The following is a 20740-nucleotide window of genomic DNA, read 5'->3' as shown; positions in this document are numbered from 1 at the left end:
TCACGGATTCCGCGTCGGCTCCCGCGTCCGTCTCCGGCCCGGTTACGGATTCCGCGTCGGCTCCCGCGTCCGCTTCCGGAAGAGGCCCCGCACCGGGTCCCGCGCCCGGCACCGCACCCGCGCCCGGGCCGGACCCCGCGCCGAACCCCGTCCCGGACCGGGCGTCCGCCCCCGCGACGGCGACCGACGGCCCCGTGGAAGGCCACGCCGGCGCCCGCCCCCAGCGGTGCCTGGCGAACGCCCTGTGGGTTCTGCTCGCCGCCGCCACCCTGGTCTTCTGGGCCTCCTTGCGCGAACTCCCCTGGCTGACGGACGGGTCGAGGGCGGCAGCCGGACCCACCGGGCGCGAACTCCTGCGGGGGCTGCCGCCGGCGGCACTCGTCGCGGGGGCGGCCCTGCTCGTGGTGTTCGCGGCGTCCGTGACGCTGTACGCCCGCCCCGACCCCCGGCTGCCCGGCGCCGCGCTGGGCTCCGCCGTGCTCGCGCTGTACGCCGCACCCGTCGCCCTCGGCCGGGAACCGCAGCCGGTCGACGGGGCGTTGTACGAGAAGATGGCCGGTTTTCTGGCGGATGCGGTGGGCTTGGGCGGTCCTGGCCCCCTTCTGCGCTGGGCGCCGCTCGTCCTGCAGTCGCTGTGTCCGGTGGTGCTGTGGCCACTGCTCGCCAAGGCCGGCGGGCGGCTGTCGTGGCAGGGGCGCTGGGGAGTGCTGTACCTCGCCGCCGTGGCGGGCTGGGTCTGGCGGCAGGAGCTCGCGCCGGCCGCTCCGCCTCTGCTCCTGCTGCTCGTCCTCGCCGTCCTGGTCCTGTCACCGCGCCGCCCGGCGGCCGTGACCGGACGCGCGCACCGCAGCAGACCGAACGACACGTCCAGGGACTGATCGAGCACAGAGCCGAACCGCCAGGGGGGAACCGTCGTGCGTCCGCCAGCAACTCCACGGGAGAGATCAGCGCCAGAGCCTGTGCCCGGGCGGGAGATCCCGGACGAGCCGGGCCCCGACACGGACGAGCCGGGCCCCGACACGGACGCGCCGGTGGCCGGGACGGCCCCCGGGCCCGGGACGGGCTCCGAGCACGAGACCGGCTCCCGCACCTCGCAGGAGTCGGCCGGCACGGCCTCGGACGACGTGTCCGCCCGCCCGGAGCACGGCACCACCCCCCGGTCACCCGTCCCGGGCCCGGCCGCGCCGGCCCCCGCCGGCCGGCGGGCGCGCGCCGCCTTCGCCCCGCCCGCCGCCGCCCTGCTCGTGGCGCTCGCCCTGTGGGGCTTCGCGACGCGGCGCACCGACGTGTCGCGCCTCGACGACTACGGCCTGGTCACCGCCCTGCACCCCGCCTTCTGGGCCGGCCTCGTGGTGCTCACCACCGGTTTCTGGTTCACGGTCCGCGACCCGCGCCGCGGGAACGGCTGGTCCTTCGCGTACGTCCTCGCGCTGCTGGTGATGGAGCGGGCCACGCAGGCCGTCCTCTATCCGACCCCGCTGTACGCCTGGGCGTGGAAGCACGACGCGGTCATCGACCACCTGCTCACCTCCGGCGGGCTCCAGGGCGCCGACCGACTCGGTGACATGGCCGTCTACGACCAGTGGCCCGGCTTCTTCGCCGCCCAGGCGGCGCTGGTGCGACTGCTGGGCGTGGACAACGCCGCGATGTACATGGCGTGGTGGCCACTGGTCTCCAGTCTGATGCTGCTGCTCCCGTTGCTGCTGATCTACCGCACCTTCACCCAGGACCGCAGGCTGATCTGGACGGCCGTGTGGCTGTTCTCCGTCGCCAACTGGGTGGGCCAGGACTACTTCTCCCCGCAGTCCGTCGCCTTCGCCCTGCACCTGGGCGTCCTGGCCGTCGTCCTGCGCCGGTACGGCAGACGGCCCGGCGGGCGGCCGGGCCGGCAGGGCCAGGCGGTGTGGACGGTGCTGCTCACCGTGCTGGTCACCACCATCGTCGTCTCGCACCAGCTCACGCCCGGCATGCTCGTCGTCTCCCTCGTCGCCCTGGCCTGCACGCGCCGCTACCGCGACTGGGTCCCCCCGGTCACCACGGTCGTGATCTTCCTGGCCTGGTGCCTCACGGCGGCGTTGCCCTTCCTGTCCGCCGCGATGCCGGACATGATCCGCTCCATCGGCGACGTCGGCGCCAACGTCGAGACCGGGTACGGGGCCACGCCCACCGGCACCGGCGCGGTGGCGACCTCCTGGGCGGCCCGGCTGCTGTCGGGTTCCGTCCTGCTGCTGGCGCTGGCCGGAGTGCTGCGCCAGCGGGTGCTGCGGCGCCGGGCGCTGCCGCTGCTGCTGCTCGCCGCGGCCCCGCTGCCGATGTTCGCGGCGAGCAGCTACGGCAGCGAGATGATCTTCCGGGTGCTGATGTTCATGCTGCCGGGGGCCGCCTTCTTCGCCGCCGCCGCGCTCCTGCCGAGGGTGCGCACCCTGGCCGCCGAGACCGCCGGGACCGGGCGGCCCGCCGAGGGCCCCGCCGCCGGCCGGCGCCGGTTCGCCGCGTCCGTCCCGCGTCCCGCCGTGTGGGCGCCGCTGCTCGCCCTGCTCGCGGGGACGCTCGCGTTCGTGCCGAGCTACTCAGGCAAGGACCGCGTCAACTACTTCCCGCCCCGGGAGGTGGCCCTCGTCCAGCAGCTCTTCGACCAGGCCCCCGACGGCTCCCTCGTCGTCGCCGCCAACCGGAACTACCCGCTGGCCCACGAGGCGTACTGGCGCGTCGACCACTACTGGTTCCTCGACGACGACCGGCGGCACGTCGACGAGATCGTGCGCGACCCAGCCGCCACCCTCGCCCGCGACATGGCCGCGGTGGAGCGGCCGGCCCGGGCCTACTTCCTGCTCACCCAGGGGCAGATGGCCAACTCGGAGATGAACGGGCAGCTCGACCGCGCCCAGCTGACCCGGATCCGCGAGTCCGTCGCGGCCTCGCCGCGCTTCGCCCGCGTGGCGGAGAACGACGCCGGCGTGCTCTACGTCCTGGAACCGGCGGGCTGAGCCGATGAGCCGAGGAGGGAACCGGTCATGACACCCCAGGACCTGGTGGTCCGCATGCTGCCCGCGTTCGGCGGCTGGCTGGCGCTGGCCGCGCTCGCCCTGCCCGACGGTTCACCGCCGCGCGGGGCGGCGGTCGCGCTGTTCCTCGCCGTCGGCCCGGGCGCCGCCCTGGTCAGGATCTTCGGACCCGCGATGCGCGCCCGCCGGGCGGAGGGGCCCGTGGAGCGGCACGACGCGGACTTCGAACGCCACTCCGACCTGCTGGAACGGCTGATGCTGGCGGTCCTGCTCAGCGTGAGCGCCGCCGTGCTCGTCGCGACGGTGCTGATCGCGGCGCGCGCCTTCAGCGGGGACCGCACGCTGCTCGCCCTGACCATGCTGACCACGCTCGCCGCGCTCTGCCCGCGCCTGCGCGCCTCCCCGACGCCGGACACCGTGCCGGGAGCACGAAAGGGTTCCGCTCCGTGAGGTTCGCCCGACCCGTCCGCCGTACTTCCGGGAAACCGACGACGACCGGTCAGCACCGCAGGCCGAGGGGCACCGGCCGGCGACGGCTGCTGGTCACCTCCGTCACGGCCACCTGCGCGGTGCTGATCGCGGTGCTCGCCCTGCGCGAGGCCTCCGGGCCGGCGGGCCCCGCCGACGACCCGAAGTGCCGCCCCACCGCGCTCCTGGTACCGCCCTGCGGCGCCTGGTTCGGCGCCTTCGTGCCGCACGACAAGTCCGACCTGGCCGACAAGGTCGGTGCCTACGAGAAACGCGTGGGCCGCAAGCTCGACATCGTGTACACGTACCACGACATGTCCGCGGTCACCGGCACCCGCCTGGAGGGCCAGTTGCTCACCGAGCAGGAGCAGCGCGTCGGCGAGGACCGCATGCTGCTGCTGTCCTGGGAGAGCAAGTGGTGGGGCGGCACCGAGCGGCAGCAGCCCACGTGGAAGCAGATAGCCGACGGTGAGCTGGACGACTCCGTGATCGACGTCCAGGCGCGCCGGATCAAGGAGTACGGGGAGCGCACCGGCAAGAAGGTCTTCCTCTCCTTCGACCTGGAGATGGACACCCGCACCCCGGAGAACGGCACCCCGGCGGAGTACGTCGGGGCGTACCGGCACATCCACGACCGGTTCCGCGCGCTGGGCGTCGACAACGTGGTGTGGACCTGGATCATCACCGGCTACCTGGACCACGCCGACCGGTTCCGGAGCATGTACCCGGGGGACGCGTACGTCGACTGGATCGGCTACAACCAGTACAACTACTACCTGTGCCACAAGGCGAAGTGGCTGACCTTCGCCGAGACGCAGCAGGCCAGCCACGACTGGATCCGCCGCCACGTCTCCGACGACAAGCCGCTGATGCTCTCGGAGTTCGGCACCGCCTCGGACCCGGACCGGCCCGGCCGCCAGGCCGGCTGGTACGCGCAGGTGCCCCGGGTGCTCGAGAACCTGGAGGGCGTCAAGGCCGCCCTCCAGTGGAACTACCGCGACCCGGGGCCGCACTGCGATCTGTCGGTGGCGGGCGACGAGGCGTGGGCCGCCCTGCGCGGGGCGGCCGGCGACCCGTACCTCAACCAGCCGCGCGGATGACCGGCCCCGTCCCTCGTCACCCCGCGAACTCGGGGCCGCGCAGCAGCGCGCGCCCCCGCCGGTACCACCGCCACACGACCGTCCGGGGCGCGTCGGGGTAGGGCGCGACGCGGGCGCCCTCGCCCGCCAGCCACGCCTCGACGTCGGCGACGGTGTGGCCGCGCCGCACGATGAGGCGGGCGATGCGGTACCGCTCGTCGCGGTGCGAACTGAGCGCGTGCCGCACGGCGGTGGCCGTCTCGTAGCCGGCGCGGGCCGACATGGCCCTCACCCGGGGGCTGTTGTAGCCGTGCGGATAGGCGAGGTGGCGGACCGGGTGACCGAGGGCGTCCTCCAGCACGGCCTTCGACGTGCGCAGTTCGTACGCCAGGTCCTTGGCGGACAGGGTGTCGAGCTGGGCGTGGGTGACGGTGTGACTGCCGATCTCCATGCCGGAGGCCTCCAGTTCGGCGGCCTGGTCCAGGCTCATCATCGGCGCGGGCGGCAGCAGGCTGCGGCCGTCCGGGGTGACGGCCCCGGTGGTGAGGTAGGCGGTGGCCGGCAGTCCGCGGTCGGCCAGCGCCTGGGCCGTGGGCCCCGGCAGGTCGGCGAAGCCGTCGTCGAAGGTCAGCAGCACGGGCCGGGGCGGCAGGGACGCCCGCCCGGCGAAGTGGTCGGCGACCGCGCCGATGGTGACGGGGGTCCGTCCGCTGTCGGCGATCGCGTCGAGGTGGGCGGCGAACTCCTTGGGACGGACGGTGAATTCGGCGATCCAGCCGGGCGGGTCCTCCATCACGGCGTGGTAGAGGAGGACGGGAACGACGCCCCCGTCCGGCGCGCCCCCGCCCCGGGCGCCCGTCGTCGTCATCTCGTCCCCCTGGCAGCGGTCCGCAGGGCGTGCCGCGCGCGCAGATAGCCGGCCGGCCCGTACAGCATGCCCCTGCGCTGCAGCCGCGACAGCCGCCGTGGCCACGGATGGGTCCGTTCGTCGTGGGCGCCCGGTGCGCCGCCGCCGTCCGTGTCGCGGACGGCCGTCAGCCCGCGCGCGTGGGCCAGCCCGCGCGGCAGCCGCGCGAGGAACGCCGGCAGCAGCGCCGGCCGGTTCACCAGGATCGCCGTGAGGTACGCGGTGAGCCCCGCGCCGTAGCCGTACGCCTGGGTCTCCAGGTCCCGCCAGGTCTCCCGGTGGTGGTGCCACACCAGGGCCGTCGGCGTGTAGTGCAGCCGCCCGCCCTCGGCGAGAACGCGCACGAAGCCGTAGAGGTCGTCGCCGCCCCGCGCGCGCGTGCCCGCGCCGGTCGCCGGGTCGAAACCGCCGACCGCGCGCAGCGCCGCCGTACGGAAGGCCATGTTGGCGCCGGAACCGAAGCGCCCCGCGGTGAACGGGAACAGCGGTTCGCCGGCGGGCGGGCGCTCCGGGTCGTACGTGCGCGGGGTGAAGCCCTTCGCGAAGCCGCCGTGGCTCTCCAGGAGGACCTGGGCCGGGGTGCTCAGCCGGGCGGGCAGGATCAGGCCGGTCGCGCACGCCAGGCGCGGATCGGCGGCGAAGGGCGTGGTCAGCTCGGTGAGCCAGCGCGGGTCGGCGACCACGTCGTCGTCGGTGAAGGCGACCACCTCGCTCCGCACGGCCGCGAGGCCCCGGTTGTGCGCGACCGCCAGCCCGGGAACCGGTTCGCGGACGTACCGCACGCGTTCGCCGTACTTCCGCTCGACCAGCTCGCGGGTCTCGTCGGTCACCGGGGCGTTGTCGACGACGACGACCTCGTGGTCCGGATGGTCCTGCGCGAGCAGGGAGTCGAGCGCGCGGGCGAGCTGCCCGGCGCGCTCCCGGGTGGCGACGACGACGCTGACGGACGGCGGCCCGTGCAGCGGGGCGGACGCGGGCCCGGGCGGTGCCCCGGGGTGCAGCCGCCGGGCGAGCCCCGCCAGCGTCCGCGTCGGGTCCGCACCCTCCGGCACCCGCCCCAGCAGCGTGCCGACGGGCCGCCCCGCCCTGCGGACCAGGACGAACACCGGGCCGGACGCCACCGGCGGACTACCCGGCCCCGGCCTGAGGCCGGCCTCCTCCTCCCCGTCGCCGAGGTCCAGCTCGGCGACCTGCACCGGCTCGGTGCTCAGGAATCTCTCGATCTCCCGCCGTGTCTCCTGCCGCGCACGCCGTGCTCCGGCCATGCGCCCCACCCCCTCGTGGTTGCCCCTCCGTCACGACCGGCGCAGCCGGGCCGCCCCCTTCAGCGTGCGCGCCGCCAGTGCCGCCAGCCGCGGCCGGTCGCGCACGAAACCGTGCGCGCGGCGGGCCGGTTCGCGGCCGAGCCACTGCAGCGCGGCGCCGGCCCCCGGACGCGTCGCCGTCCCCTCGTACACGGGCAGTTCCCCGGTCTTCAGCGAGTCCTTGTACTCCGCCGCGCCCCGCCCCATGTCGAGCAGGCCGATGCCCTCGGCGGCGGCGGCCTCGGCCATCCGCAGATGCAGCACCAGCCCCGGCGAGTACTTCGCGAAGTCCGGGTCGTACGCCGGGAACCAGCAGGCCAGGACCGACGCCGAGCGCAGCCCGAAGTGGGCGGCGACGGGCCGGCCGTCGGCGTAGAGCACGGACAGCGTGCCCGTGCACTGCGGCGCCCGGGTCTCGGCGAGCCGTCCGACGAGCCGGGTGATCCACTCCTGCGCGAAGCGGTCCCGGCGTCCCGTCCTGCGGTACTGCGCCGACTTCCACTCCATGAGCGTGCGCAGCGCCGCCGGTTCACGCTCGTCGAACACGAAGCGCACGTCCCCGACCTGCCGGCCCAGCCTGCGCTCCTTGGCGAGGGTGGTCTTCAGGAACTTCGGCGACTGCGTGCGCAGCACGCTCTCGTACGCCTCGTACCCCTTCTCCACGTCGATGACGTAGGTGGCGTGCTCCTCGGCGGCGTACGGCACGAACAGGTTCTGCTCGGCCTCCAGGTTGTCGAACGCGAGGCTCGACAGGGAACAGGCCCGCAGCAGTTGGCGGGTGTCCGGGGCGAGGCCCGGCCGCAGCACCGCGCCCTGGCAGTCCGAGACCCCGAGCCCGATCGCCCGGCCCTGGCCCAGCGGACCGCGCTCGTGCGGCAGGAAACCGGCGGCCTCGCCGCCTTCGTACAGCACCGCCACCCGCGCCCCGGGCCGCACCCGGCCCACGACGTCGGTGAACTCCGGCTCCATGAACGGATTGCGCGGCGACCTCGATGCGGCGCGCAGCGCGCGCCAGCCCTCCCGCTCCCCCTCGCCCAGCTCCTCCGGCCTGAGCACGCGTACACGTCCGCCGTTCAACCCGACCCCCCGATCAAGTCCCCCCTGGACAACAGGAAGGTACCCCCGGGGCCGCCCGGAGGGTAGAAGGCAGAGCATGTTGTTGCCAACTGGTGCACAGGCCTTTAACCGCCTTTAGCCGGTGATGCGACAGGTTTCGGACACCTGCGAACGTCCTCGTGCGCATCCGGTCGTGGGTGAGTCGGGCGGGTGCGGTGTCCGTATTCTCTGATCATGGACCGCACCGCATATGCCCTCGTCGCCACCGACCTCGACGGAACGCTGCTGCGCGGCGACGACACCGTCTCCGACCGGTCGCTGGCCGCGCTGGCGCGGGTGGCCCGGGCCGGGGCGCGGCACCTGGTGGTGACGGGGCGGCCGGCACCGAGGGTGCGCTCCCTGCTCGACGGCCTCGGCTGCACGGGGCTCGCGGTGTGCGGGCAGGGCGCGCAGGTGTACGACGCCGGCGCGCACCGGATGCTGTGGTCGGTCACCCTGGACCGGGAACTGGCGGAGGCCGCGCTCGGCAAGATCGAGGCGGAGGTCGGCGAGGTGTACGCCGCGGTCGACCAGGACGGCGTCGACGGGCTGACGCTCATCGAGCCGGGCTACCTGATGCCCCACCCGACCCTGCCCGCGGTGCGGGTGGAGCGGCGCGACGAGCTGTGGAGCGAGCCGATCAGCAAGGTGCTGCTGCGCCACCCCGACCTGTCCGACGACGAGCTGGCCGCCACGGCGCGCGCGGTGGTCGGTTCCCTCGCCACGGTCACGATGTCGGGGCCGGGGACGGTGGAGCTCCAGCCGTGCGGGGTCACCAAGGCGACCGGTCTCGCGCTCGCCGCCGAACGCCTCGGGCTGAGCCGGCGGCGGACGATCGCCTTCGGCGACATGCCCAACGACATCCCCATGTTCCACTGGGCGGCCCGCGGGGTCGCCATGGCGGGCGCCCACCCCGAACTCAAGGCGGTCGCCGACGAGGTCACCACGACGAACGAGGACGACGGCGTGGCCGTCGTCCTCGAGCGGATCTTCGGAACCTCCTGACACGCCGCCGCGTGTCGGTGTGGACCGGTTCATCCGGTCATGTCATGGAGCGCGGGGTGGCTCAGTACGCGCCGAAGACGTTGTCGATGGAGCCGTACCGGGCGGCCGCGTAGTTGCAGGCGGCGGTGATGTTGGCGACCGGGTCGTACGAGTCCCAGGAGGTGCCGGGGACGTGGTACGCCCGGAAGGTCGGGTCGATCACCTGGAGCAGGCCCTTGGACGGGGTGCCGTTGACGGCGTTGACGTCCCAGTTGTTGATGGCGAGCGGGTTGCCGGACGACTCCCGCATGACGTTGCGGTGGATGCCGTCGTACGTCCCGGGGATCCCGTGCCGGGCCATGATGTCCAGCGACTCGCGGATCCAGCCGTCGAGGTTGTCCGGGTACGCCGTCGTCGCGGTGACGGCGGTGGTCGTGGCGGCCGGGGTGGCGGCGGACGCGGTGGCGGCACCGACGAGCGGCAGGGCGAGCACGGCGACGCCGGTGCCGGCGACGGCGAGCGTGCGGGCGAGGCGGCCGGTTCGGGCGTGACGGTTCTGACCGTTGGCAGGCATGTGTGTCCCTCTCCTACGCCTGCGAGGTGAGCTGTCGGGTTCGGGCGGGGAGGTGCCCGGCCGTGCCCTGACGGGTACGGCTTCACCCCGAGCCGCGCCGGTGGTGTCCGGCACGGCGGCTTACCTGGGTCCCCCGCTCCTGCCTGCGAGTGTGTCGAGTGGATGACTGTGTGTCGGGCGGTGGCAGGATTCGGCGTCCGCCTGACAGGCCGGGAACGTATGCGAGAGCACATGTCCGAAACAAGTGCAGGAATCACCCGACGTGCTTGTTGACCTTGTTCTGGGGCATTTGAGGTACTTGATCCTTTGCGAGTGCCAAGCCTCAACTCCCCTACGGGGCAAAGGGGTGGGGGTCCTCGCGGCGGGGAGCGGGCGGACGCGGCGGCGTGAGCCAACTCACTGCTTCCAACAAGCGCGGCAAATCGGGCATTAGGGCCAACTAGTGGCCAACCGGCCGCCGGTCGGAGTCGCTTCGGCGTGGGGCGCGGACCGGACGCCGGCCGGGCGGCCGGCCGGACGCGCGCACCCCGTGCCGCACCTGGCCGTCGGCGGCCCTTCCGGTGTCCCCTCGCGCCGGGCGGGCATCCGTTCGGGACGGGGGCGCGGATGCCGAACGGGTGATGTTCTCGGGGTGCGGTCCGCCGGGAGGGGTGGTGGGATCTTCGGTGGCGGCTTCCGTGCTCCGTGTCCCGTGTCGCACCTTTCTGGCGATGTCGGACGATATCTGCTCATATCGCCTGATCAAAAACATGCCACGCATGATCTGATACCGACCGGCCTGTAACGGTGGGCGCTAGCGGTGATCGAAACGTGACCGGATACGCTGACTTGAGTGGTGGCAGCGACCTATCGACAAGCCAGGTAATCGCCAGTAGACACCAGCAGACAGGAGACCCCTCGTGACCGTCGTCGGGCCGTTCGGGCTGAGCGTGCGGGACCAGGCTCTGGAAGCCGATGTCCAGACCGGATTGGCGGCCGTCGAGGAAGGGTTGCTTGAGGCAACCAAAAGCGAGGTGCCGTTCATCACGGAGGCCGCCCAGCACCTGGTGCGGGCCGGCGGCAAGCGGTTCCGTCCGCTGCTGGTGATGCTCGCCTCCCGGTTCGGCGACCCCTACGCGCCCGGCATCGTGCCCTCGGCCGTGGTCGTGGAGCTGACGCACCTCGCCACGCTCTACCACGACGACGTGATGGACGAGGCGACCGTGCGCCGCGGCGTGCCCAGCGCGAACACCCGCTGGGGCAACTCGGTCGCGGTCCTCACCGGCGACTTCCTGTTCGCCCGCGCCTCCCAGATCCTCGCCGACCTCGGGCCCGAGGCGGTCCGGGTGCAGGCCCTGGCGTTCGAGCGGCTCGTCACCGGCCAGATCCTGGAGACGGCCGGACCCCAGGACGGACGGGACCCGGTCGACCACTACCTGGACGTGCTCGGCGGCAAGACGGGATCGCTGGTGGCGGTCTCCTGCCGGTTCGGCGCGATGATGTCCGGTGCCGACGAGACGGTCGTCGACGTGCTGACCCAGTACGGCGAGCGGCTCGGCGTCGCCTTCCAGCTCGCGGACGACGTCCTGGACATCGCCTCCGACTCCCACGAGTCGGGCAAGACGCCCGGCACGGACCTGCGCGAGGGCATCCCGACCCTCCCGGTGCTGCGGCTGCGCGAACGGGCGGCCCGGCTGGGGCTCGCCGAGGACGTCGCCCTGTGCGAGCTGCTGGACTCCGACCTGAGCGACGACGCGCGGCACGCCGAGGCGCTGCGCCTGCTGCGCGCCCATCCCGCGCTGGAGCAGGCGCGCGCGGACACCGTCCGCTACGCGAAGGAGGCCCGGGCGGCGCTGGCCCCGCTGCGGGAGTGCGACGCGAAGGCCGCGCTGATCGAGCTGTGCGACGCGGTGGTGCACCGGGCCGGCTGACCCCCGGCCGTCCCGCGCCCCCCGGCGCGGCGCCCCTCCCTCTGCCGGCCGGGGGAGGCCCCACCCCTCCGTGTCATCCCGCAGGAGTACGCGGAGTTGAGCCCGCGGTCTGACGCTTCTCCCTGACCGATTTGGTCAGATGGACACCACGGAAAACCACCACTCCTCACCGATTCGGGTGAGAATGGCGGCTCACGGGTGAACACGTGCGAGGCCGTGAGACAGCCGCCGCCGACGACGGAGGTAGGGCACACATGGCACCGATCGATTCCGACGACAACACGACCGCCGGGGAGGGCGAGGGGGCGCGCGCCGCACGGCGCAGGGCCGCGCGGTACGTCGTCCCGGTCGCGGTAATGGGCGTGGCGGCCGCCACGATCGGGCTCGTCCCCGCGCTCGCCGACTCCGGCGACCCGGACCTGCCCGAGGTGACGGCCCAGCAGCTCATCCAGAAGATCGCCGAGTCGGACGTCCAGCAGCTGTCCGGCACCGTCAGGATCAGCACCGACCTGGGCCTGCCGGACCTCGGCGGCCTGGAGAGCGGACTGATGTCCGGCATGTCCGGCGGCCCGGGTGCCGGCGGCGGCGACGACGGCGGCTCCTCCGCCGACCCGTCCGCCAAGCTCACCGGGCTGGTGAGCGGCTCCCACACGCTGCGCGTCGCGGCCGACGGCCCCGACCGGCAGAAGCTGTCGCTGCTGGAGGACGCCGCCGAGTACAGCCTGATCCACGACGGCAAGGACGTCTGGGGCTACGACAGCAGGTCCAACGAGGTCTACCACTCCACCACGTCCCCCGGCGCCGGGCGGCCCGCGGAGAGGACGCCGGCCACCCCGAAGGACTTCACCGAGCAGGCGCTCAAGGCGGTCGACGACACCACGTCCGTGACCGTCGACGGCACCGCGCAGGTGGCCGGCCGGGACGCGTACCGGCTGGTGATCAAGCCCCGGCAGTCCGGTTCCACGGTCGGCGCGATCAGCGTGGCCGTGGACGCGAGGACCGGCATGCCGCTGAAGTTCACGCTGACCCCGTCGAGCGGCGGCGCCGCCGTCGTGGACGCGGGCTTCACCAAGGTCAGCTTCGCGAAGCCGGACGCGTCGACGTTCGACTTCACCCCGCCCGAGGGCGCGAAGGTCACCGAGGGCGACGAGGCGCCCAAGGCCCCGCGGCGGGGACACGAGGCCGGCGGCGCCCCCGCCGGGGGCCTGGACGGCCTCGAGGTCGTCGGCGAGGGCTGGAGCTCGATCGCCGCCTTCGACACCGGCGGCCAGGGCCTGCCCACCGCCTCCGCGGGCGGTGACCTGGGCGGCTTCCTGGGCTCCTTCGGCGAACAGGTCAAGGGCGACTTCGGTTCGGGCACGGTCTTCACGACCCGCCTGGTCAACGCCCTGGTCACGGACGACGGCAAGGTCTACGCCGGCGCGGTCACCAAGGACGCGCTGGTGAAGGCGGCCGACGCCGCGCAGTAGAACAGGACCACCCGCACGACGAGGAGAGGGAGCCGATGGGTGAACCGTCCGCCGCGGAACCTGAGCGTCCGGGCCGGGGGAGCGCGGATGACGCCGTCATCGCCACCCGTGCGCTCACCAAGCGCTACCGCGGCGGACAGCTCGCCGTCGACGGCCTGGACCTGACCGTCCCGGCGGGCAGCGTCTTCGGCTTCCTCGGCCCCAACGGCTCCGGCAAGACCACCACCATCCGCATGCTGATGGGCCTGATCGAGCCGACCTCGGGCACGGCACGGGTGCTGGGCCGGCCCGTGCCGCGCGCCGCCCGCACCGTGCTGCCCCAGGTCGGCGCCCTCATCGAGGGCCCGGCCCTCTACGGCTTCCTCTCCGGCCGCGACAACCTGCTGCGCTACGACGCCGCCGACCCGACCGCCGACCCGCGCACCCGGCGCGAGCGCGTCGGGGCGGCGCTGGACCGGGTGGGCCTCGCGGCCGCCGCGGGCAAGAAGGCGAAGGCGTACTCGCTCGGCATGAAGCAGCGCCTCGGTCTGGCGGCGGCGCTGCTCCGGCCGCGCCGCCTGCTGGTGCTGGACGAGCCCACCAACGGGCTCGACCCCCAGGGCATGCGCGAGATCCGCACCCTCGTGCGCGAGCTGGCCTCGGACGGCACGACCGTCTTCCTCTCCTCCCACCTGCTGGACGAGATCGAGCAGGTGTGCACGCACGCGGCCGTGATGGCGCGGGGACGGCTGATCACCCAGGGCGCGGTCGCCGACCTGGCGGCCGGGGCGCGCGGCCGGCTGGTGGTGACTACGCCGGACGCGGGGGAGGCGGCCCGGGTGCTGAAGGAACGGGGTGCCGGGGACGTGGCCGTCGCCGAGGACCGGGTGACGGCGGAGCCGCCGGGCGGCGACCTCGCCGACCTGAACGCCGCGCTGGTCGCGGCCGGCGTGCGCGTCCGCGGCTTCGGAGTGGAACGGGCCTCCCTGGAGGACGCGTTCGTGGCGCTGACGGGAGAGGGCTTCGATGTCGCGGGCTGAGGCGTCACCGGCCGGGGCGGACCGGGCCGGGGGAGCGGCCGACGGGAACGTGGGCACGGGGGCGGGCGTCGTGCGCGCGCCGAGCCGCCTGTGGTCCTCGGGGCTGCTCCGCAGCGAGCTGCTGATCACCTTCCGGCGCTGGCGCACCCTCGCCCTGCTGGGCGTGCTGGCCGCGGTGCCGGTCCTGGTGGGGATCGCCGTGAAGATCGAGACGGGTGACGGCTCGTCCTTCGGCGGCGGGGGCCGGGGCGGCGGGGGAGAGGGGCCGGCGTTCCTCTCGCAGATCAGCAACAACGGACTGTTCCTGGTCTTCACCGCGCTCGCCGCGACGCTTCCCTTTTTCCTGCCGATGGCCGTCGGCGTGGTCGCCGGCGACGCGATCGCGGGCGAGGCGAGCGCGGGCACGCTGCGCTACCTCCTGGTCGCCCCGGCCGGGCGCACCCGCCTGCTGCTCACGAAGTTCGCGACGGTGATCGTCTTCTGCCTCGCGGCCACGCTCGTGGTCGCCGTCTCGGCGCTCGCGGTCGGGGCGCTGCTGTTCCCGCTCGGTGACCTGACCACCATCTCCGGCACCCGCATCACGTACGCCGAGGGACTGGGGCGGGCCCTGCTGATCGCCCTGGCCGTCGCCGCCTCGCTCGTCGGCGTGGCGGCCCTCGGCCTGTTCGTCTCGACGCTGACCGGCAGCGGCATCGCGGCGATGGCGACCACGGTCGGGCTGCTGATCACCGTCCAGATCCTCGACCAGATCCCCCAGCTGGACGCCCTGCGGCCGTACTTCTTCTCGCACCACTGGCTGTCCTTCGCCGACCTGATGCGCGAGCCGGTCTACTGGGACGACCTGGTGAGGAACCTGGGCCTCCAGGCCCTGTACGCGGCGGTGTTCGGCTCGGCGGCCTGGGCGCGGTTCACGGCGAAGGACATCACCTCGTAGCCGGGACGTCCGTCCGCTCGTACGGGAAACGGGCGAGCGGCGCCTCCCGGGCGAAGAAGGTCTTGGCGCGGGCCAGCGCGTCGGTGTCGCGCAGGACGTCACCGGGCTTGCTGCCGTTGCCGAGCAGGACCCCGCCGAACCGCATGCCCATGTACGCCGCCGAGTTGTTCAGGCTGCCGATCAGCGGGTCGGCGACCTCCTGCTCCTCGTGCGCGAGCGCGGTGACGCCCCACAGGGTGCGGCCGGCCAGGGTCGCCTTGAAGTCGAGACCGGGGGTGCGCAGCCAGCCGGCCCAGTGGTCGAGGTAGCGCTTGACCGGGGCGGACAGCGAGTACCAGTACAGCGGCGAGGCGATCACGAGGTCCGTCGCGGCGAGCGTGGCGTCGAGCAGCAGGGCCGCGTCGCCCTCGGTGGGGCGGGTGTGGTCGCTGTCGTGCCGCAGGTCCTCGAACTCGGGCAGCGGGTGCTCGGCCAGGCTGATCCATCGCTGCTCGACGTCCGCGGGCAGCTGTTCGGCGGCGCGGCGGGCCAGCAGCTCGGTGTTGCCGTCGGGGCGGCTGCTGCCGAGCAGGAAGAGGAAGCGGCGGCTCATGGTGACCCCCAGGGGTTTTCCGGCGTGCGCGAAATACCAGCACCTGCATTATATGCACATGCATCCAGAGTCCGGAGTGATGCCCGGGCAGTGGCGTGCGGGGCGCCCCGGAGCGACGCACCGCACGGGCGTGACCTCCTGGAACGAGCCTGTGACACCGCGGTGACGTGAGAATCGCGAGCGAGCGGAGAGACTCGACGGCAGGTGAACGACCGGTATGACAGGCTCTGGACGGCAGGGAAGCGAAACCGCCGACGGAAGCCGCCTATGAGTGGGGGGACGATGTCTCGACTCGGCCGCGACAGGCAGCGGGACCAGCAGCGCGCCGAGCGCCCGATCGACGTCCGGGTACCGGGGGCCGACGGTGACGCGTGCGGCGCCTCGGTCGACGGCGTCCCGGTCGTCGCGGCCCCCGGTGAGGAGATCCGGCACGCCGTCCTGGACCGCCTCCACCGCGCCGCCCGCACGGCGGGCCGGCCCGTCCTCGCCACGATCCACGACGAGCGCATCGGCTGCGTCGTCCGGCTCCGGGTCGACCCGGACGGCTCCAGCCACCTCGCCGGGAAGCCGGTACCGACACCCCGTGCGACGGAGGGCGTGGAGGGCACCGCCGGCGCTCCGGCGGCCTCGGCGGCGGTCCCGGCGGCCCCCGCGGTCCGGTCCGCCTCGGTTCCCGGCGCCCCCGCGGTGCCCGAGCCGCGGCCGGCGCCGTCCGGCGGGGCCGCGCCCACGTTCACCCTGCGCGCCCTGCCCGAGCCCGCCGGGGGCACGTCGCCGGGCACGGTGGCGCCGCCGACGGGGGTGTTCGGCCCCCCGCCCCCGATGGACACGGCACCCGTGGGCGGCGGTGCCACGGCCGGTGTCCCCGCGCCCGAGGCTCCTCGGGCCGGTGCGCCCGCGCCCGGAGCGTCCGTTTCCGGTGCGGCCGCGCCCGGCGCCCCCGCGCCGTCCGGTGTCCCCGCGCCCGCCGGTCCGGCGCCCGTCGTTCCCGCACGGCCCGTCGCCATACCCAGCGTCTTCGAGGGCGCGGTATCCGTGCCCGCCCCCGCCCCCGTCCCCGTTCCGGCCGGCCCGACCCGGCCGGCCCCCGGCCCCGACGTGGACCCCAGGCCCACGCCCACCCCCGCCCGCGGCTTCGACGCCGTGGCCGAGGCCGTGCTCGGTGACGCGCCGCTCACCGCGCCCGGCGACGCCACCGCTCCCGCCCTCCTCGCCGAGCCCACGGCGCGGATCAACGAGGCGGTCAGGGAGGGACGTACGCGGGACGCGGCGCGACTCGCGGAGCGGACGGTGACCGAGGCCTCGGACACGCTGGGGCCGGAGCACCCGGAAGTGCTCCGGCTCCGCGAGCTCACCGCGTACATCGCCTACCTGTCGGGCGATCCGGGACGCGCCTTCCGGCTCTCGCTGGACCTGGCCGGCATCCACCACCGGACCGGTGACGCGGAGGCCGCCTACGGCAACGTCCAGAGCGCGGCCACCGCCTGGCGTGCGGTGCGCGACCCCGAACAGGGGCTGGAGCTGGGGCGTGATCTGATCGGCCTGTGGAGCGAACTCGCCGCCGGGGCGGGTCCGGCCGCCGAGGACGCCGGGCGGCTCGAGACGGCCCGCACCCGCATGGGCCGCCTCGCCGAACGCGCCCGCGCCCACGCGCGCGCCCGGGCCGACTGACCCGCCGGCGCTACTGCGACAGCTGCCAGACCGCGTACGCGACGGCGTCGCTGTTGCGGTTCAGGGCCGTGTCGCTGATGTTGGCGGTGGTGTCGCAGGACGAGTGGTAGCACCGGTCGAACGGCTGGCCCGCGGTGCCGCCCCACTTGGTCGCCTGCGCGGACGTCTTGCGGTAGTCGGCGCCGCTGAAGAGGCCGCCGACGGGGACGCCCGCGTTCTTGAAGGGCGCGTGGTCGGAGCGGCCGTCGCCCTCGGTCTCGATCTCGGTCGGGACGCCGAGCCCGGCGAAGTAGTCCTTGAAGGTCTTCTCGATCACGGGGTCGTCGTCGTAGACGAAGTAGCCGGGGTTGGGCGAACCGATCATGTCGAAGTTCAGGTACCCGCTGATCTTCGCGCGGCCGGCGGACCCGAGGCTGTTGACGTAGTAGCGGGAGCCGACCAGCCCCAGCTCCTCCGCGCCCCACCAGGCGAAGCGCAGGTGCTTGGTGGGGTGGTAGCCGGTGCGGGCCACGGCGAGCGCGGTCTCCAGGACGGCCGCGGAGCCGGAGCCGTTGTCGTTGATGCCGGGGCCCGCGGTGACGCTGTCCAAATGTGACCCGGACATGACAACCTGATTCGTGTCGCCGCCGGGCCAGTCCGCGATGAGGTTGTAGCCGGTGCGGCCGGAGGACGAGAACTGCTGGACCGTGGTGGTGAACCCGGCGGCGTCCAGCTTGGCCTTCACGTAGGTGATCGAGGCCTGGTAGCCGGGGCGGCCGTGGGCGCGGTTGCCGCCGTTCGCGGTGGCGATCGACTGGAGCTGCGCCAGGTGGGCCTTGACGTTGGCCACCGGTATGTCGGGTGCGGCGACCGCGGCGGCCCCCTCGGGGGCGGGCGCCGCGCCGGCCACGGAACCGCCGGTGATCAGGGTGGCGACGGCGACGGCACCGGCCGCCAGCGCACGCCCGGAAACGGAAACCTTCATGTGGGGGGCTCCGGATTCCTGGGGAGTCCCTGGGGAGGACTCCCGGTGAATGGGGTGCCTGGATGGTGTGGCCCCGGCTGACGTCCCGTCAAGAACGCTATTCGGCCACGGCGTCGCGCATATCGGGCTACGGCTTCCCGGTCGGGGTGTCGAGCTGCGCGGACGCGGGCTCCGCGGGAGCGGCGTCCGGTGCCGGTCCTCCGCAGGCCACGATGCCCGCGTCCCGCGTGCCGTCCCCCTTCTCCGCCGGCACGCCGGTGCCGGCCCTGTCCAGCTGGGCCCGCAGGGCCCGGGCGGTCCGGTGGGCGGTGCGCAGGGCGTCCCAGGTGAGCAGCGTGAGCGCCAGCCAGACCAGTGCGAAGCCGGCCCAGCGCTCGGGCGGCATGGCCTCGCCGAAGTAGAGGATGCCCAGGAGGAACTGGAAGACCGGGGCCAGGTACTGGAGCAGGCCCAGCGTGGACAGCGGCACGCGGATCGCCGCCGCGCCGAAGCAGACCAGGGGGATCGCGGTGACCACGCCGGTCGCGGCGAGCAGGGCGCCGTGCCCCACGCCCTCGGTGGTGAAGGTGGAGCCGCCGTGCGCGCCCAGCCACAGCAGGTAGCCGAGCGCGGGCAGGAACTGGATCGCCGTCTCGGCGGCCAGCGACTCGACGCCCCCGAGGTTGACCTTCTTCTTCACCAGCCCGTACGTGGCGAAGGAGAAGGCGAGGCAGAGGGAGATCCACGGCGGCCGGCCGTAGCCGACGGTGAGCACGAGCACGGCCGCGAAGCCGGTGCCGACCGCCGCCCACTGCGCGGGCCGCAGCCGCTCCTTCAGCAGCAGCACGCCCATCGCGATGGTGACCAGCGGGTTGATGAAGTACCCGAGGGACGCCTCGACGACGTGGCCGCTGTTCACGGCCCAGATGTAGACGCCCCAGTTGACGGTGATGACCGCCGCGGCCACGGTGATCAGGCCCAGCTTGCGCGGCTGCCGCAGCAGCTCGCCGGCCCACGCCCAGCGCCGTACGACGAGCAGGGCGGCGGCGACGAAGGCGAGGGACCACACCATCCGGTGGGCCAGGATCTCCCCGGCCCCGGCCGGCTTGAGCAGCGGCCAGAACAACGGGACGAGCCCCCACATCCCGTACGCCGCGAAGCCGTTCAGCAGGCCTATGCGCTGTTCACTCCTGGACGACCCGGCCACGGGCACCTCCTTCTCGCCTACGGCACGCCGGGGACGGGGACGTGCCAGGACGACGGTAGCGCCGCACCCGGCCGCCTGTCATGTCCGTACCGTCATACGGTCATGACAGGCGGCCGTCGGAGGTGTCAGCCCCGGAGGGCGGCCTCGATCGCGTCGGCGACCGGGGTGGTCGGACGGCCGATGAGCCGGGACAGGTCGCCGGTGGTCACGACCAGTTCCCCCTTCTCGGTGGACGCCTCCACGCCGCCCAGCACCTCGGCCATCGGCTCGGGCACCCCGGCGCCGACCAGGGCGCGGACGTACTCCTCGACGGACACGGGACGGAAGGCGACCTCGCGGCCCGCCCGCCGGCTCACCTCGGCCGCGTACTCGGCGAAGCTCCACGCCTCGTCGCCGCCCAGGTCGTACCGCGTGTTCTCGTGCCCCTCGCCGGTCAGTACGGCGACGGCGGCGGCCGCGTAGTCGGCGCGCGAGGCGGAGGAGATGCGGCCCTCGCGGGCGGCCTGGACGACGGCACCCCGCTCCAGCACCTGGGTCAGGTTCTCCGTGTGGTTCTCGTGGTACCAGCCGTTGCCCAGGATCACCCACGGCAGTCCGGAGGCGAGCAGGACCTTCTCGGTGGCGCGGTGGTCGTCGGCGAGGGAGGCGGTCAGACCGCTGGGGGCGCTCGTGTACGCCAGCAGCGCGACGCCCGCCGCCGCGGCGGCGTCGATGACGGCCTTGTGCTGCCCGGGGCGGTCCTTGGTGACCTCGTTGCCGGAGATCAGCAGTACCTTGTCGCCCGCCGAGAACAGGCCGTCGAAGGTCTCGGGCGCGTTGTAGTCGGCCACGGCGATCCGCACGCCGCGCCCCGCGAGGCCGGCGCCCTTCTCCTCGCTGCGCACGACGGCGGTGACCTGGTCGGCCGGGACCTTCTCCAGCAGCTGCTCCACCACGTGGCGGCCAAGGCGTCCGGTGGCTCCGGTGACGACGATGCTCATGATCTGCGTACTCCTCGTGCGGTGACGTCCTTCTCTGTCACTCACCCTAGGAGGGGCGCTAACTTATGGATAGTACCCACTTTCAAGTAAGGTACGGCTGTGGAAGTAAGCGTCAGCCGCGAGGCGATGTGCCCGTACCGGCTCGTCCTGGAACACGTCACCAGTCGCTGGGGCGTCCTGGTCCTGATGGAGCTGATCGACCGCCCGTACCGTTTCGGCGAGCTGCGGCGCGCCGTCTCCCGGCAGGGCCGGACGGTCAGCGAGAAGATGCTGACCCAGACGCTCCAGACCCTGGAGCGCGACGGCCTGGTGCACCGGGACGCCAAGCCGGTGATCCCGCCGCGGGTGGACTACTCCCTGACGGATCTCGGCCGGGAGGCGGCCGAGCAGGTGGCGGGCCTGGCCCGGTGGTCGAAGGAGCGGATGGACGACGTCGCGCGGGCGCGCCGGGCATACGACGAGGCCCGGGTCTGAAGACCCGGGCCTCGTGGAGCGGTACGGCTCTCAGCCGGCGACGGTCCAGGTGTCGCCGCCGGCGAGCAGGGCGGCGAGGTCGCCCTTGCCGTTCTGTTCGACGGCGGTGTCGAGCTGGTCGGCCA

19 protein-coding genes and 1 riboswitch are annotated in these 20740 nt (G+C 73.8%); of the genes, 11 read left to right on the top strand and 8 right to left on the bottom strand.

From position 1 onward, the window contains the following. The first annotated feature begins 194 nt into the window (after positions 1-194). From ACZ4V6_RS32240 to ACZ4V6_RS32225, 4 genes are all read left to right on the top strand, one after another. Complete coding sequence (locus tag ACZ4V6_RS32240; RefSeq protein WP_467834232.1) at positions 195-878, top strand: hypothetical protein; 684 nt, start codon at positions 195-197, stop codon at positions 876-878. Positions 879-959: 81 nt separating this feature from the next. Continuing rightward, on the top strand, positions 960-2987 hold the full coding sequence (locus ACZ4V6_RS32235; RefSeq protein WP_467834230.1) for a glycosyltransferase: 2028 nt from the start codon (positions 960-962) through the stop codon (positions 2985-2987). Between the two features lie 27 nt (positions 2988-3014). Continuing rightward, a complete protein-coding gene (locus ACZ4V6_RS32230) occupies positions 3015-3455 on the top strand; it encodes a hypothetical protein (RefSeq protein WP_467834228.1) in 441 nt (146 codons plus the stop codon). Next, the gene (locus ACZ4V6_RS32225; RefSeq protein WP_467834227.1) at positions 3452-4573 is read left to right on the top strand and encodes a glycosyl hydrolase; all 1122 of its coding nucleotides are present in this window, start codon (positions 3452-3454) and stop codon (positions 4571-4573) included. The genes ACZ4V6_RS32230 and ACZ4V6_RS32225 overlap by 4 nt, the downstream gene beginning before the upstream one ends. A 16-nt stretch (positions 4574-4589) precedes the next feature. Here ACZ4V6_RS32225 and ACZ4V6_RS32220 read toward each other — a convergent pair whose 3' ends face one another. From ACZ4V6_RS32220 to ACZ4V6_RS32210, 3 genes are read right to left on the bottom strand one after another with little or no spacing between them, the layout of a single operon-like run. Further along, positions 4590-5420 (bottom strand): polysaccharide deacetylase family protein, encoded by an 831-nt coding sequence (locus ACZ4V6_RS32220; protein WP_467834225.1) that lies wholly within the window; start codon positions 5418-5420, stop codon positions 4590-4592. Beyond that, positions 5417-6724, bottom strand: a complete 1308-nt coding sequence (locus ACZ4V6_RS32215) for a glycosyltransferase family 2 protein (protein ID WP_467834223.1) — start codon at positions 6722-6724, stop codon at positions 5417-5419. Before ACZ4V6_RS32215 ends, ACZ4V6_RS32220 begins: the two co-directional genes overlap by 4 nt. A gap of 30 nt (positions 6725-6754) precedes the next feature. Continuing rightward, entirely contained in the window at positions 6755-7819 is a 1065-nt protein-coding gene (locus tag ACZ4V6_RS32210) for a GNAT family N-acetyltransferase (protein ID WP_467834221.1), read from the bottom strand. A 234-nt stretch (positions 7820-8053) separates the two neighbouring features. Between ACZ4V6_RS32210 and ACZ4V6_RS32205 the strand changes: the two genes are divergently transcribed. Next, the gene (locus ACZ4V6_RS32205; protein ID WP_467834219.1) at positions 8054-8863 is read left to right on the top strand and encodes an HAD family hydrolase; all 810 of its coding nucleotides are present in this window, start codon (positions 8054-8056) and stop codon (positions 8861-8863) included. A 61-nt stretch (positions 8864-8924) separates the two neighbouring features. Here the strand turns inward: ACZ4V6_RS32205 and ACZ4V6_RS32200 are convergent, their stop codons facing one another. After that, positions 8925-9416, bottom strand: coding sequence for a transglycosylase SLT domain-containing protein (locus ACZ4V6_RS32200; RefSeq protein ID WP_467834217.1), 492 nt, complete (start codon positions 9414-9416; stop codon positions 8925-8927). A gap of 1 nt (position 9417) precedes the next feature. Next, a riboswitch (cyclic di-AMP (ydaO/yuaA leader) is annotated at positions 9418-9583 on the bottom strand. Between the two features lie 732 nt (positions 9584-10315). Here ACZ4V6_RS32200 and ACZ4V6_RS32195 point away from each other — a divergent pair. From ACZ4V6_RS32195 to ACZ4V6_RS32180, 4 genes are all read left to right on the top strand, one after another. Beyond that, a complete protein-coding gene (locus ACZ4V6_RS32195; protein WP_467834215.1) occupies positions 10316-11326 on the top strand; it encodes a polyprenyl synthetase family protein in 1011 nt (336 codons plus the stop codon). A 254-nt stretch (positions 11327-11580) separates the two neighbouring features. Further along, complete coding sequence (locus ACZ4V6_RS32190; protein ID WP_467834214.1) at positions 11581-12795, top strand: LolA family protein; 1215 nt, start codon at positions 11581-11583, stop codon at positions 12793-12795. A gap of 35 nt (positions 12796-12830) precedes the next feature. Further along, positions 12831-13814 carry an ABC transporter ATP-binding protein gene (locus ACZ4V6_RS32185; RefSeq protein ID WP_467834212.1) on the top strand — a complete coding sequence of 328 codons (984 nt, stop codon included), beginning with the start codon at positions 12831-12833 and terminating at the stop codon, positions 13812-13814. After that, the gene (locus tag ACZ4V6_RS32180; protein ID WP_467834210.1) at positions 13801-14748 is read left to right on the top strand and encodes an ABC transporter permease; all 948 of its coding nucleotides are present in this window, start codon (positions 13801-13803) and stop codon (positions 14746-14748) included. Before ACZ4V6_RS32185 ends, ACZ4V6_RS32180 begins: the two co-directional genes overlap by 14 nt. Here the strand turns inward: ACZ4V6_RS32180 and ACZ4V6_RS32175 are convergent. Continuing rightward, on the bottom strand, positions 14738-15340 hold the full coding sequence (locus ACZ4V6_RS32175) for a flavodoxin family protein (RefSeq protein WP_467834208.1): 603 nt from the start codon (positions 15338-15340) through the stop codon (positions 14738-14740). The two genes, ACZ4V6_RS32180 and ACZ4V6_RS32175, sit on opposite strands and share 11 nt — an antisense overlap. A 282-nt stretch (positions 15341-15622) precedes the next feature. Between ACZ4V6_RS32175 and ACZ4V6_RS32170 the strand changes: the two genes are divergently transcribed. Next, positions 15623-17011 (top strand): tetratricopeptide repeat protein, encoded by a 1389-nt coding sequence (locus ACZ4V6_RS32170; protein ID WP_467834206.1) that lies wholly within the window; start codon positions 15623-15625, stop codon positions 17009-17011. Positions 17012-17021: 10 nt separating this feature from the next. Here the strand turns inward: ACZ4V6_RS32170 and ACZ4V6_RS32165 are convergent, their stop codons facing one another. The 3 genes from ACZ4V6_RS32165 to ACZ4V6_RS32155 all read right to left on the bottom strand — a co-directional run bounded on the left by ACZ4V6_RS32165 (position 17022) and on the right by ACZ4V6_RS32155 (position 20141). Further along, positions 17022-17975 carry a M28 family metallopeptidase gene (locus tag ACZ4V6_RS32165; protein ID WP_467834205.1) on the bottom strand — a complete coding sequence of 318 codons (954 nt, stop codon included), beginning with the start codon at positions 17973-17975 and terminating at the stop codon, positions 17022-17024. A gap of 127 nt (positions 17976-18102) precedes the next feature. Further along, on the bottom strand, positions 18103-19161 hold the full coding sequence (rarD, locus tag ACZ4V6_RS32160; RefSeq protein WP_467834203.1) for an EamA family transporter RarD: 1059 nt from the start codon (positions 19159-19161) through the stop codon (positions 18103-18105). 125 nt (positions 19162-19286) lie between these two features. After that, positions 19287-20141 (bottom strand): NAD(P)H-binding protein, encoded by an 855-nt coding sequence (locus ACZ4V6_RS32155; protein WP_467834201.1) that lies wholly within the window; start codon positions 20139-20141, stop codon positions 19287-19289. 126 nt (positions 20142-20267) lie between these two features. On the opposite strand from ACZ4V6_RS32155, the gene ACZ4V6_RS32150 reads away from it, so the two are divergent. Then, positions 20268-20615: a winged helix-turn-helix transcriptional regulator gene (locus ACZ4V6_RS32150; RefSeq protein ID WP_467834355.1), complete on the top strand. Its 348-nt coding sequence runs from the start codon at positions 20268-20270 to the stop codon at positions 20613-20615. Positions 20616-20740 lie beyond the last annotated feature (125 nt).

The sequence above is a fragment of the Streptomyces sp. NPDC029152 genome (genome assembly GCF_055564355.1).
This window is presented reverse-complemented; position numbering and strand designations above follow the sequence as displayed.